The following is a 13,145-nucleotide window of genomic DNA, read 5'->3' as shown; positions in this document are numbered from 1 at the left end:
CTCCATCGGCGGCGCGGTCACGTCGACAGCGCCGCCTCCACCGCATCGCTCAGGCGCGACACGATCTCGGACAGATCCGCCGGCGTCGCAATGAACGGCGGCGCCAGCAGCACATGGTCGCCGTGCTGCCCATCGATCGTTCCCCCCATCGGATAGACCAGCAGGCCGCGCGCCATCGCCTCGGCCTTGATCGCCGCGTGCAGCTTGCGCTCGGGCGCGAACGGCTCCTTGGTCTCCCGGTCGCGCACGAACTCCAGCGCCAGCAGCAGCCCGCGGCCGCGGATGTCGCCGACATGCTCGTGCACCCCGAACACGTCGCCCAGCATGCGGCGCAGCACCGCGCCGCGGCTGCGCACCCGCGCCAGCAGGTCGTCGCGCTCGATCACCTGCTGCACCGCCAGCGCCGCGGCGGCCGCGACCGGATGGCCGATATAGGTGTGCCCGTGCTGGAACATGCCGCTGCGGCTGCGCAGGCATTCGACGATCGCCTTGTGCGCCAGCACCGCGCCGATCGGCTGGTAGCCGGCGCCCAGGCCCTTGGCCACGGCCACGATGTCGGGCGCCACGCCGTCCTGCTCGATCGCGTACATGGTGCCGGTGCGGCCCATGCCGCACATGACTTCGTCGGCGATGAACAGGATGCGATGACGGTCGCAGATCTCGCGCACGCCCTGGAAATAGCCCGGCGTGGGCGGAATCGCGCCGCCGGTCGCCCCCACCACCGGCTCGGCCACGAAGGCGATGATGTTCTCGGGGCCGGCGCGCAGGATGGTGGTCTCCAGTTCGTCCAGCAGGCCGGCGGTGTAGTCGTCGACGCTGACGCCGTCGGCGCGGCCTCGGTACTCGTAGCAGGCCGACACCCGCAGCGCATCCTTCAACAGCGGGGCGAAGGCGCGCCGCCGCCACTCGTTGCCGCCCACGCCCAGCGCGCCCAGCGTGTTGCCGTGATAGCTCTGGCGCCGCGCCAGGAAGCGGGTGCGCTGCGGTTCGCCCATCTCGACCCAGTACTGGCGCGCCAGCTTGAGCGCGGTCTCCATCGCCTCGGAGCCGCCGGAGACGAAATAGACGCCTCCCATGTCTTCCGGCCCGCCCTCGACCAGGCGCGCGGCCAGTTGCTCGGCCACGTCGGTGGTGAAGAAGGCGGTGTGGGCATAGGCGCAGCGGTCGATCTGGCGGTGCATGGCGGCGATCACGTCCGGGTGGCCGTGGCCCAGCGAAGAGACGGCGGCGCCGCTGCTGGCGTCGATATAGGTCTTGCCGTTGGTGTCGCGAAGCACGATGCCTTCGCCGCCGGCCGCGAGGGGCGGCACCTGGCGCAGGCTGCGGTGGATGATGTGGCTCATGAAAGCTTACCTCCGATCTCCGATAGGGACGACACTTGACGATAAGCGCGGGAGGGTCGGCTTCTTTTGATTTTTAGCGCAGGCCGTGCGAATATTTTCTTGGGATCACTATTGGAACAACACATGAGCGAGCGCCTGGGCCCCATTCCCGACCATGAACTGAACGACGCCCAGCGCGCCGCCGCGCGGGAAATCGTCGCCGGCCCGCGCGGCGCCGTCTACGGCCCCTTCGTGCCGCTGCTGCGCAGTCCCGAGCTGATGAGCCATGCGCAGCGCATGGGCGAGTACCTGCGCTACCGCAGCGCGATCGGGGTGCGCCTGTCGGAGCTGGCGATCCTGGTCACGGCGCGCCAGTGGGACCAGCAGGTGGAGTGGGCGATCCATGCGCCGATCGCGGCCCAGGTGGGAATTCCGTCGTCGGTCATCGCGGCCATCGCGGCGCGCGAGCGGCCGGGCGACATGCTGGTGGACGAGGCGGTGGTGCACGACTTCTGCATCGAGCTGCACGAGCACAAGGCGGTGTCGGACCGGGTGTATGCCGACGCGCTCGCGCTGTTCGGCGATCAGGGCGTGGTCGACCTCATCGGGATCAACGGCTACTACACCCTGCTCGCGATGGTGATGAACACGGCGCGCACCAGCGTGCCCGAGGAGGGCGCGTGGCGCATGCCGGATTAGGGTTGAAGGTGTACTTGGACCCCCGCCTTCGCGGGGGCGACGCTTATTTCGGAAACGCCACCACTTCGGCCTGCTGCTCGCCCAGGCCCGCGATTCCCAGGCGCAGCTGGTCGCCCTTTTTCAGGAAGCGCTGCGGCGAGCGGCCCATGCCCACGCCCGGCGGGGTGCCGGTGGTGATGATGTCGCCCGGCTCCAGTGTCATGAAGCGCGACACGTAGCTGACGATCTGCGCCACGCTGAAGATCATGCTGCCCGTGTTCCCGGTCTGCATGCGCTTGCCGTTCAGTTCCAGATACAAGTCGAGGTCTTGCACGTCGTAGATCTCGTCGCGCGTGACCAGGAAGGGGCCGACCGGGCCGAAGGTGTCGCAGCCTTTGCCTTTATCCCACTGCGAGCCCATCTCGAACTGGAAGGCGCGCTCCGAGACGTCGTTGACCACGCAGTAGCCGGCCACGTACTTCAGCGCTTCTTCTTCGCTCACGTACTGTGCGCGGGTGCCGATGATGACGCCCAGTTCGACTTCCCAGTCGGTCTTCTTCGAGCCTTTCGGCAGCACGATCGCATCGTCAGGGCCGTTCAGGGAGCTGGTCGCCTTGGTGAAGAACACCGGCTCGCTCGGGGTGATGGATTTGGTTTCGGCGACGTGGTCGGCGTAGTTCATGCCGATGCCGATGAATTTGCCGACGCCCTTGACCGGCACGCCCAGGCGCGGATTGCCGCGCACCAGCGGCAGGGTCTTGTGGTCGATCTTCGCCAGCTTGCGCAGCGCCTTGTCGCCCAACACCGACGCATCGATGTCGTCGATGATGCCGGACAGGTCGCGCAGGCGGCCCTCTTCGTCGAACAGGCCCGGCTTCTCTTTGCCCGGGCGGCCATAGCGCACCAATCTCATGATTCTTCCTCGGTCGTGAACGCGCGGACCGTGGCGGTCCGCGTCAAACCGGCGATGATACCAAGGATCGGCTATTGAAGGATCGGCTATTGAAGGATCGGCTATTGACTGAGCAGATAGGCGCTGATGTCGATCGCATCGCGCTCGCTCACGCCCATGTTCGGCATCGCGTTGTCCGGATCGATCGCCTGCGGATCCATGATCCAGCGCACCAGGTTGTCCTGGGTATTGGGCACCTTGCCGGCGATGTAGCGGCGCTCGGCCATGTCGCCGAGCGGACGGCCGACGTACACCTTCGAGCCGGCGATGCTCGGCACCGTATGGCAGGAGTGGCAGGCGTACTGGGTCAGCGCGATCTTGCCGCGTTCGGGGTCGCCCTGGATGCCGGGCGCCGGCCGCGTCGGGCCGCAGGCCGCCAGCAGCACGGCGAGCGCCATCATGGCCGGGATGCGTGCTGCGCTCATGGCTGCTCTCCTTGCGTAACGGTTGCGGGTGCGTCCCCGGGCGCCGTCATGCGCCGGAAATCGTCCGTCGTCATGTTCGGCATGGCCGACACGAACGCCACCACCGCCCAGATATCGTTGTCGCTCAGGTGATATTCCCAGGCCGGCATGCCGCTCATCTTGATGCCGTTGCGCGTGATCCAGTACAGCTCGCGCGTTTCCCAATTGAGGTCGGCGTCCACCAGCGGCCCGGGCACCGGCTGCATGCTCATGCCCTGCTGGAGCGGCGCGACGCCCGGCCCGCCGTGGCACTGGATGCAGTTGGCCCCGTAGACGGCGGCGCCGCGCCGCACCTGCTCCGGCGCGCCAAGTCCGGCGGGCACCTGGATGTCGCGCGCATGGTTCTGCACCGAGTACTGCAGGCCTTCCTCGAACACGGTGTAGATCAGCGGGTAGTGCTGCGCGGTCGCGGCGATATTGTAGAAACCGCCGCGCAGGACGATCAGGCCGATGACGGCGCCGATCAGCCCTGCCCCCAGCAGGGTCAGCACCATGGTCTTGACGATAAGTCGTGCGCGATTGGATAGCATAACCTAGGGCGTTCAGTTAAAAAAATGACATCTAATTTCTTGTATTATAAAAGCCACTGCTTTTTCACGAAAAACCAACCGTGCGCATGAATATCTGTCAATACGGCCGTCCTTTCCTTTTACGCGCCAGCGCCATGCTGCTGTGCGCGCTGCTGGCGAGCGGCTGCGGCAGCCAGGACAAGCCGAGCCGTGTCGAAGGGGGCGATCCGGAGCGCGGTCGCCTGCTGGCCCAGCAATACCAGTGCGCGGCCTGCCATTTCATTCCCGAGGTGCAGGGCACGAACGGCGACGCCGGTCCGTCGCTGCAGTACATGGGCCGCCTGAGTTATATCGCAGACAGCATCCCGAACCAGCCCGAGAACATGGTCCGCTTCCTGCGGAACCCGCCCGCGGTCAAGCCCGGCACGCTGATGCCGGCGCTCGGCATTTCCGAAGAAGAGGCGCGCCATATGGCGGCCTTCATGTACACCCTGAAATGAACGACCTGCAATCCGTCCTCCATCCGGCCGGCGCCGACGCCGCCATCATCCACCAGTTCAGCTGGGTGCTGTTCGTCGGCGGCACGCTGATCTTCATCTTCGTGATGGCCTTGCTGACCCTGGCCATGCGGCGCCAGGCGCGCCCGATCCGGCCCGCCATCTGGATCTTCGGCGCCGGCATCGCCTTCCCGGTCGTGGTGCTCACCGCCCTCCTGGCCTGGAGCACCTGGCGCAGCGCGCAGCTGGCGCCGCAGACCTCGCACGATGCGCTGACGATCTCGGTCACCGGCAAGATGTGGTGGTGGGAGGTGCGCTACCGCGACCCGGCCACCAATCGCGAGATCATCAGCGCCAATGAGATCCACATCCCGGTCGGCGAATCGGTCTACCTTGGATTGACCGCGTCCGACGTGATCCACAGCCTGTGGGTGCCGTCGCTGGCCGGCAAGCGCGACATGATCCCGGGCCGCGTCACCGGCCTGACCCTGCGCGCCGACAAGCCGGGCGTGTATCGCGGCCAGTGCGCCGAATACTGCGGCGAGCAGCACGCGCGCATGGCCTTCCACGTGATCGCCCTGCCGCGTCCGGAATTCGACGCCTGGCTGGCGCGCCAGGCGGCGCCAAGCCTGCCGGCCGACACCACCGTGCTGCAGCGCGGCCGCGAGGCCTTCCTGGCGCAGCAATGCCAGGCCTGCCACACGATCCGCGGCGTCACCGACGTGCCGCCGTTCTCGGAGCAGGCAAGGATCGCCGACACCTCGCTCCTGGGGCCCGACCTGACCCACGTCGGCAGCCGCCGCGAGATCGCGGCCGGCACCCTGCGCAACCACCGCGGCACGCTGGCCGGCTGGATCGCCGACCCGCAAGCCATCAAGCCGGGCGTGTTCATGCCGCCTTCACAAGACCTGGACGGCGAAACCCTGCGCGCGCTGGCCACCTACCTCGAGCACCTGAAATGACGACGCGCGACGACGCTTTGCCGAATCCCCTGCCCCGCCCACCGCTGGAGCTGACCCGCCTCGAACAGATCTGGGAAACGCCCAGCGGCTGGCGCTTCTTCAAGTCGGTCAACAACACCAATATCGGCCTGATGTACATCGGGACGGCGATCCTGTTCTTCATCCTGGCCGGCATCCTGGCCCTGATCATGCGGGTGCAGCTGGCGGTGCCGGACAACGACCTGGTGGCCGCCAGCACCTACAACCAGATCTTCACGATGCACGGCACCGTGATGATGTTCCTGTTCGCGATCCCGATCGTCGAGGCGATCGCGGTCTACCTGCTGCCCAATATGCTGGGCGCGCGCGATCTGCCTTTCCCCCGATTGTCGGCCTACGCCTTCTGGGCCTATGCCTTCGGCGGCCTGGCCTTCTTCTGCACCCTGTTCTGGGGCCTGGCGCCGGACGGCGGCTGGTTCATGTATCCGCCGCTGACCGGCATGAAGTATTCGCCCGGCCTGAACGCCGACTTCTGGCTGCTGGGGATCGGCTTCATCGAGATCTCGGCGATCGCCGGCGCGATCGAGCTGATCGTCGGCATCCTGTTCACCCGCGCGCCGGGCATGACCCTGCGCCGCATGCCGGTGTATGCCTGGGCCATGCTGGTGGTGGGCGTGATGATCATCATCGCCTTCCCGGCCGTGATCGCCGGCACCGCGCTGCTCGAACTCGAGCGCGCCTTCAACATGCCGATCTTCGATGCCGAGCGTGGCGGCGACCCGCTGATCTGGCAGCACCTGTTCTGGTTCTTCGGCCACCCCGAGGTCTACATCATCTTCCTGCCGGCTGCCGGCATGATCTCGACCATGATCCCGACCATCGCCCAGAACCGCCTGGTGGGACGGCGCGTGATCGTGGTGGCGCTGGTCGGCGTCGGCATCTTCAGCTTCGGCCTGTGGGCCCACCACATGTTCACCGCCGGCCTGGGCGTGCTCGAGATGAGCCTGATCTCGGCGGCCAGCATGGCGGTGGCGATCCCCACCGGCATCCAGGTGTTCGGCTGGATCGCCACCTTATGGAGTGGCCGCATCAAGCTGAATGCTCCTACTCTATTCATGCTCGGCTTCATGTTCATCTTCGTGCTGGGCGGGCTGACCGGCGTGATGGTGGCCGTGATCCCGTTCGACTGGCAGGTGCACGACACCTATTTCATCGTCGCCCACCTGCATTACGTGCTGATCGGCGGCATGGTGTTCCCGGTGTTCGCCGCCATCTATTACTGGCTGCCGCTCATCAACGGCAACCAGATGTCGGAGCGCTGGGCCAAACCGATCTTCTGGCTGCTGTTCGGCGGCTTCAACATCACCTTCTTCCCGATGCACATCACCGGCCTGTACGGCATGCCGCGCCGGGTCTATACCTACTCGCACGAGATGGGCTGGGATTGGCTGAATATGCTCTCGACCATCGGCGCCTTCATGTTCGCCCTCGGCATTGTGGCCATGATCGTCGACGCCACCCGCACCCTGCGCCGGCCAACCAAGGAAGTCGGCAATCCGTGGAACGCGGCGACGCTCGAGTGGCTGCCGTCCGAGGACTACGGCAACCGCAGCATCCCGATCGTCACGTCCGACGATCCGCTCTGGGACCAGCCGACCCTGTCGAAGGAAGTCGAAGAAGGCCGCCACTACCTGCCCAATACCGTCACCGGCCGCCGCGAGACGATCGCCACCAGCCCGGTGAGCGCGACGCCCAACTACCTGATGATCCTGCCCGGCGACAGCTGGCTGACCGTGATCGGCGCCGCCGGCACGGCCGGCTTCTTCCTGCTGCTGACCGTGAAGGCGATGGTGCTGGCCTCGATTTGCGGCGTCATCGCCGTCGCCTGCATCATCGGCTGGCTGTGGCAATCGGACCGCAGCGTCAACATGACCCACGCCCCGATCGGCGGCGGCATCAAGCTGCCGATCGGCGCGGTCGGCGTCGCCTCGCATTCGTGGTGGGGCACCTTCATCATGCTGATCGTGATCTACGGGATCTTCTGGTCTTTCGCCTACACCTACATCCACACCTCGATGCGGCTCGAGATCTGTCCGCCGCCGGGCGCCTCGCTGCCCGATGGAACGTACACCATCGCCGCCGCCGCCCTGCTGCTGCTTGGCTCCGCCCTGGTCTGGTTCAGTGGCCGCCTGAAGGGCCACGGCATGGCCTGGACGACACTCGCGGCGCTGGCCTGCACCACGGCCGCCTTCCTGGTCGACGTGCACAGCTGGCGCCTGGTGCATCTCGATGGCACCAAGGATGCCTGGAACGCCTCGATCGCGATCATGCTCGGCTTCCAGGGCGTGATGCTGTTCGTGCTGCTGCTGGCCGCGCCCTACCTGTGCGTGCGCGCCTGGCGCGGCCTGGTCAAGCCCGAAAACCGCGCCACGCGCGACAATATCGCGCTGATCTGGCATTACGTGACCCTGCAGGGCATCACCGCCATGGTGGTGATCCGCGGCCTGCTGCTGGTGATGGATTGAACATGGACGACCGATTCTTCCGGCGCGCCACGCGCGCCTCGCTTCCCCTCCTGGCCTGGGCCGCGCACTTCGGCTTCAGCTATATCGTGGCTGCGGCCCAGTGCACGCCGGGCGCCTGGCGGCCGGAAGGGCCGAACCCGTGGCTGCTGGGCGGCGCCACGCTGCTGGCGCTGGCCGTGTGCGTATGGAGCGGCGCCGCCGCCGGCAAGCGCCTGCGGCAGGGGTCGACCGAGTTCGTGGATTACGTGGCGGCGGCCAGCGCGGTGCTGGCCTTCGTGGCGATCGCGTGGACCGGGATGCCGGTCCTGCTGGTCAGTGGATGCGCCTGACGGCGCATCAACCGGCGTCCGGCGCCACGCGCCAGATCACGTTGCCGACGTCGTCGGCCACCAGCACCGCGCCCTTCCTGTCGACCGCGACGCCGACCGGCCGGCCATGGGCCTCGCCATCCTGGTTGACGAAGCCGGTCAGCATGTCGACCGGTTTGCCGTTCGGCCGGCCATCCTTGAACGGCACGAACACGACGTTGTAGCCCGAGCGCGGCTTGCGGTTCCAGGAGCCGTGGTTGCCGACGATGGCGCCATTCCTGTACTGCCCCGGCAGCAGCGATCCTTCGTAGAAGGCCAGGCCCAGCGCCGCCACGTGGGCGCCCAGCGCGTAATCCGGCACGATCGCCTTTTCCACCAGGTCGGGACGCGGCGGCTTGACGCGCGCGTCGACGTTCTTGCCGAAGTAGCTGTACGGCCAGCCATAGAAGCCGCCGTCCTTCACCGAGGTCAGGTAGTCCGGCACCAGGTCGCTGCCGATCAGGTCGCGCTCGTTCACCACGGTCCACAACACGCCGGTCTCGGGCTGCCAGGCCATGCCGTTCGGATTGCGCAGGCCCGACGCGAACACGCGCGTCTTGCCGCTGGCGAGGTCGATCTCCAGGATCGCGGCCCGGTCCTTCTCCTGGTCCATGCCGTTCTCGGCGACGTTGCTGTTCGAGCCCGTGGTCGCGTACAGCTTCGTGCCGTCCTTGCTGGCGATGATGTTCTTGGTCCAGTGGTGGTTCAGCGGACCGCCCGGCAGCGGCGCCACCTGCTGCGGTTTGTCGAGGATTTCGGTCACCCCCTCCTTGTACGGAAAGCGCACCACCGCATCGGTATTGGCCACGTACAGCGTGTCGCCCACCAGCGCCATGCCGAACGGCGAATTCAGGTCTTTCAGGAACACGCGCTTCAGCTCGGCCACGCCGTCGCCATCGGCGTCGCGCAGCAGGCTGATACGGTTCGCGCTCGGCACGCCGGCGCCGGCGCGCGCCATGACCTTGCCCGTCACCCAGTTGCCGATGCCGCTCTTCGCCGGACGCTGCGGCGCGTTGGTCTCGGCCACCAGCACGTCGCCGTTCGGGAGCACATAGACCCAGCGCGGATGGTCGAGCGCGGTGGCAAAGGCGTTCACCGCCAGGCCGGGCGCCGGGACCGGCGTCGTGTTCGCCGGCCAGCCTTTGGCCGGGGCAATGTGGACGGTCGGGATCAGGGTCTTGTTCGGCTCCTTCAGGGTCGGCTGCGAACCCATGTCGGCGCCGGCCGGCAAGGTCGATTTGTCGCCGCAGGCGGCCAGCAGGAGCATGGCGCCTGCGCACATGAACGGGAGTGGTTTGCGCATGACTTTCCCCAAGAGTATGGACTGGGGAAGTGTATATGACAAAGCCACCCATGCACGTTACGGCTGAGAACGCTCAGCCGTGCGCCGGCGCGCGAACCGCCACAGGCCGGGCAGCTGGATCGCCACCAGCAGGGCGAACGCGGCGCGATAGGCTTCCGGCGGCGCGCGGCCGAGCAGGTCGGGCTGCCACAGGCCGATCACCAGCCCGAAGCCGGCCTGCACCAGGAAGGCGCCGATGAAGATCAAGAGGTTCAGGAAAGTCGCGGCGCGTCCCGTCAATTCGCGCGGCATCGACTGCGCCACGATGGCGTACTCGATGCCGGTGATCGTGCCCACCAGCGTGAACATCACCGACAGCATCGCGACACCGGGCCGGTAGCCGATGACCATGGCCGCCTGCACCAGCACGAAAAACGTGATGCCGGCCGCCGCCACGTCGAGCGGCGGCATGCCGCGCCGCCCGGCCCATTCGGTGACCATGCCGACCGCGATCGCGCCGAACACCACCGCCGCCATCCCCAGGTAGAGCAGATAGGCGACCGCGGGCTCGGGGTAGCGCCCCACATCGGACAGCCAGCGCCCGACCCACAGGCCCTGCACGCCGAAGAACACCGCATGCGGGATCAAGACCAGCGAGGCGACCGCGCGAAAGCTCGGCGCGCGCCAGACTTCGCGCAGGGCCGGCAGCAGCGGACCGCGCTGCGCGGCCGGGCCCTCGGCCTTCGGATACAGCAGCGCGATCAACAACCCGGTGCAGGCCACCAGCGCCGCCAGCAGGCAGAACAGGCCGCGCCAGTCGGTGTATTCCAGCACGGCGCGCACCGGCATGGTGGCGCTGGCGGCGCCCATGCCGCCGACCGCGATCAGGTAGCCGTGCACCGACGGCAGCCGGTCCGGCGCGATCCAGGTGGAGATCGCCTTGACCGCCGCCATGAAGCAGCCGCCCAGGCCGCAGCCCATGATGGCGCGCGCCGCCAGCAGGCCATAAAAGCCGCTGCAGTTCGCGAACAGCAGCGCGCCGCAGGACGCGAGCAGCATCATCGCCACCTGCACCCGGCGCGGCCCGTAGCGGTCCAGCGCCATCCCGACCGGCAGCTGGACCAGGGCGAAGGCGAAGAAGAAGGCGCTGGTCAGCAGTCCGAGCTTGCTAGGGGTGAGCGCCAGCGCTCCCACCAGGTGCGAGGCCAGCACCGCGTTCACGTTGCGCAGCAGCGAAGACAGGAAGTGCCCCAGCGCGAACGGCAGGAACACGTAGAAGAACACCCCCACGCCGGACAGGCGCAGGGGCGCTACGGACGCCAGGGCGCCTGGTTGCATCGTCGGACCCGCGCCTGGCATCAGGCCGCGTCGGGCTGGGCTTCGCCGCGCTGGCCGGCCGGCACCAGCGGGATCACCCGTCCGCCGGGGCCGCGCAGCGGACCGCCGCTTTCCACTTCGAAGAAGAAGCGGTCGCGCCCGAACGCGGGCTTCAAATGATCGAGCCAGGTAGCGTTGGGGTCGAACTTGGCGAAGAACGGACGGCGCACCCACTCGGGATTGCGCGCCTGCAGGAACTGCAGGGCGAACAGCTTTTCGCCATTGATGGTCACCACCCCGTCGATCACGACCTTGCCGGGGAAGGCGCTCATCGACGGCCCGCGCACGGTGCGCGACAGGCCCGAGACCATGGAATAGGCTTCCTGGAAGATCTCGTGCGCGCGCGCCAGCGGCAGCGCGAAGTAGTCGCGCGGGCCGGTGTCGCGCTCGACGAACATGTAATAGGGAATGGCGCCCAGGCGCACGCCGGTGGTCCACAGTTCGGCCCAGCTCTTCGGGTCTTCGTTGATGTGGCGGATCAGCGGGCCCTGCATGCGCAGGGTGGCGCCGGTGCCGACGATGCGCTTGACCGCCTGCTGGGCTACGGCCGCGCGCAGTTCGACCGCGTGGTTGTAGTGGCCCATGATGGCCAGGTTCTTCCCGCTCGCCACCACTTTCTCGAACAGCCGCATCAGGTCGTCGCTGTCCTTGTCCGACACGAAGCGCTGCGGCCAATAGGCGACCGACTTGGTGCCGATGCGGATGTTCTGGATGTGGGCCAGCTCGGGCGCCAGCAGGGGTTCGAGGAATTCGGCCAGCGAACGGGTGTTCATGATCATCGGGTCGCCGCCGGTGATCAGGACGTCGGTCACGTCCGGATGCATCTTGAGGTAGGACACCAGCTCGCCGCACTCGCGCGCGTCGAACTTCATCTCGTCCATGCCGACGAACTGCGGCCAGCGGAAGCAGAAGGTGCAGTAGGCGTGGCAGGTCTGGCCGGCGCTGGGGAAGAACAGCACGGTCTCCTTGTACTTGTGCTGCAGGCCCTTGAGCGGCGCATCGTTCACGCGCGGGACGTTGTGCGTCATCTGGCCGGCCGGGTGCGGATTCATGCGCATGCGGATGTCGTGCACCAGGCGCGCGATGGCGGCGTCGTCCTTCTTGTGCAGCACCAGCTCGCGCAACTGCTCGTATTCATGGGCCGGCAGCATGTCGCGGTGCGGGAAGGTCAGGCGGTAGATCGGATCGTCGGGCACGCGCTTCCAGTCGATCAGCTCATCCATCACATAGGCATTGGTGCGAAACGGCAGCACGTGCGATACCACTTGTACGGCTTCCTGCAGCTCGGGCGTGAGCCATTCCCATTGGCGCGCAGTCACAATGGACTGGCGCGTATATGGCTTGAACTTGGAAGGCGTCGATGCAGTCGTGGTCACGAGAATTCTCCAGTGAGATGACAGGCGGCAAGTTGCCGGGAAGCACTCATATTAGGGAGCCTGTATGCAACAGGAATTGCCTTCCATCAACCTCACTGTTGCTCGGACCGTGTTTAGAACAAACCCGCGACGCGACCTGGCGAAATGAGGCAAGGACACAACGCGACCGGCTCGCAGCTCCTGCCGTTGTGCGAACGCAATCCGGCACCGTCACGGCTCGGTACATTAGTGCGTGCACTTGAGAAATATCCTACCGAACACACCCGAAAGGAAAGCCATCCATGAAGATGATCGCCACCGCCGCCGCCCTCTGCCTGGGGCTGGCCGCCACCGCCGCCCACGCCAACGAACCGACCGCGAAGGACGCCATCGCGATGGCCGAGCGCGGCGCCACCGTCATCAAGACCAAGGGCAAGGCCGAGATGATGAGACTCATCAACGCCAAGGATCCGAGCTTCGTCCAGGGCTCGCTGTACGTCGACCTGCGCGACGTCAAGACCGGCATCGTGCTGGCCCATCCGTACAACCCGTCGATCGTCGGCAAGGACCTGACCGATGTGCCCGATGCGAACGGCAAGAAATACCGGCGCGAGATCATCGAGCTGGCCGCGGCCAAGGGCAAGGGCTGGGTCGACTACCAGTACAAGAACCCGACCACCGGCAAGATCGAGCCGAAGACCACCTATATCCTGCTGGTCGACGACGTGGTGCTGGAAGCCGGCATCTACAAGAAGTGATTGCCGTTGGCGTGGGGGGGGGGGGGGGGGCCGCCCCCCCCCCCCCCCCCCACACCCCCACCCCAACAGAAAAAAAACACGAGCAGCCCACCAAAACAGCAGGCCCCCGGCACCCTGCTCGTCCGGCGGCCACAGCGA

Annotated in this window: 13 protein-coding genes; 6 read left to right on the top strand and 7 right to left on the bottom strand. The window is 66.9% G+C overall.

Going from position 1 to position 13,145, the window contains the following annotated elements; genetic code table 11:
* Positions 1-17 precede the first annotated feature (17 nt).
* Positions 18-1,343 (bottom strand): aspartate aminotransferase family protein, encoded by a 1,326-nt coding sequence (locus tag ABIB42_RS24160; RefSeq protein ID WP_429249121.1) that lies wholly within the window; start codon positions 1,341-1,343, stop codon positions 18-20.
* 123 nt (positions 1,344-1,466) lie between these two features.
* Between ABIB42_RS24160 and ABIB42_RS24155 the strand changes: the two genes are divergently transcribed.
* On the top strand, positions 1,467-2,021 hold the full coding sequence (locus ABIB42_RS24155) for a carboxymuconolactone decarboxylase family protein (RefSeq protein WP_005665141.1): 555 nt from the start codon (positions 1,467-1,469) through the stop codon (positions 2,019-2,021).
* 43 nt (positions 2,022-2,064) lie between these two features.
* On the opposite strand, the gene ABIB42_RS24150 is transcribed toward ABIB42_RS24155, so the two are convergent.
* The 3 genes from ABIB42_RS24150 to ABIB42_RS24140 form a co-directional block, all read right to left on the bottom strand.
* On the bottom strand, positions 2,065-2,913 hold the full coding sequence (locus ABIB42_RS24150; protein ID WP_005665140.1) for a fumarylacetoacetate hydrolase family protein: 849 nt from the start codon (positions 2,911-2,913) through the stop codon (positions 2,065-2,067).
* A 101-nt stretch (positions 2,914-3,014) separates the two neighbouring features.
* The gene (locus ABIB42_RS24145; RefSeq protein ID WP_429249120.1) at positions 3,015-3,377 is read right to left on the bottom strand and encodes a c-type cytochrome; all 363 of its coding nucleotides are present in this window, start codon (positions 3,375-3,377) and stop codon (positions 3,015-3,017) included.
* Positions 3,374-3,946, bottom strand: a complete 573-nt coding sequence (locus ABIB42_RS24140) for a c-type cytochrome (protein WP_313632389.1) — start codon at positions 3,944-3,946, stop codon at positions 3,374-3,376. The genes ABIB42_RS24145 and ABIB42_RS24140 overlap by 4 nt, the downstream gene beginning before the upstream one ends.
* A gap of 86 nt (positions 3,947-4,032) precedes the next feature.
* Here ABIB42_RS24140 and ABIB42_RS24135 point away from each other — a divergent pair, with 86 nt between their 5' ends.
* The 4 genes from ABIB42_RS24135 to ABIB42_RS24120 are packed head-to-tail and all read left to right on the top strand — an operon-like array spanning position 4,033 to position 8,217.
* Positions 4,033-4,425, top strand: coding sequence for a c-type cytochrome (locus tag ABIB42_RS24135; protein ID WP_429249119.1), 393 nt, complete (start codon positions 4,033-4,035; stop codon positions 4,423-4,425).
* Positions 4,422-5,384 (top strand): cytochrome c oxidase subunit II, encoded by a 963-nt coding sequence (gene coxB, locus ABIB42_RS24130; protein WP_429249118.1) that lies wholly within the window; start codon positions 4,422-4,424, stop codon positions 5,382-5,384. The genes ABIB42_RS24135 and coxB overlap by 4 nt, the downstream gene beginning before the upstream one ends.
* Positions 5,381-7,888 carry a cytochrome c oxidase subunit I gene (gene ctaD, locus ABIB42_RS24125; protein ID WP_429249117.1) on the top strand — a complete coding sequence of 836 codons (2,508 nt, stop codon included), beginning with the start codon at positions 5,381-5,383 and terminating at the stop codon, positions 7,886-7,888. The genes coxB and ctaD overlap by 4 nt, the downstream gene beginning before the upstream one ends.
* A gap of 2 nt (positions 7,889-7,890) precedes the next feature.
* Positions 7,891-8,217: a hypothetical protein gene (locus ABIB42_RS24120; RefSeq protein ID WP_005665134.1), complete on the top strand. Its 327-nt coding sequence runs from the start codon at positions 7,891-7,893 to the stop codon at positions 8,215-8,217.
* Between the two features lie 7 nt (positions 8,218-8,224).
* On the opposite strand, the gene ABIB42_RS24115 is transcribed toward ABIB42_RS24120, so the two are convergent.
* Genes ABIB42_RS24115 through ABIB42_RS24105 form a run of 3 tightly spaced genes read right to left on the bottom strand, consistent with a single transcriptional unit; the run spans position 8,225 to position 12,270 of the window.
* Positions 8,225-9,538, bottom strand: coding sequence for a PQQ-dependent sugar dehydrogenase (locus ABIB42_RS24115; RefSeq protein ID WP_429249116.1), 1,314 nt, complete (start codon positions 9,536-9,538; stop codon positions 8,225-8,227).
* A 57-nt stretch (positions 9,539-9,595) separates the two neighbouring features.
* Positions 9,596-10,855: an MFS transporter gene (locus ABIB42_RS24110; protein ID WP_229410119.1), complete on the bottom strand. Its 1,260-nt coding sequence runs from the start codon at positions 10,853-10,855 to the stop codon at positions 9,596-9,598.
* Between the two features lie 20 nt (positions 10,856-10,875).
* A complete protein-coding gene (locus ABIB42_RS24105) occupies positions 10,876-12,270 on the bottom strand; it encodes a KamA family radical SAM protein (RefSeq protein WP_312486099.1) in 1,395 nt (464 codons plus the stop codon).
* Between the two features lie 281 nt (positions 12,271-12,551).
* Here ABIB42_RS24105 and ABIB42_RS24100 point away from each other — a divergent pair, with 281 nt between their 5' ends.
* Positions 12,552-13,007, top strand: a complete 456-nt coding sequence (locus ABIB42_RS24100; RefSeq protein WP_005665130.1) for a cache domain-containing protein — start codon at positions 12,552-12,554, stop codon at positions 13,005-13,007.
* Positions 13,008-13,145 lie beyond the last annotated feature (138 nt).

It is taken from the genome of Massilia sp. UYP32, from assembly GCF_050434365.1.
GTDB lineage: Bacteria > Pseudomonadota > Gammaproteobacteria > Burkholderiales > Burkholderiaceae_D > Telluria > Telluria timonae.
Note: the sequence above shows the minus strand (reverse complement) of the source record. Positions and strands in the feature narration are given on the sequence as shown.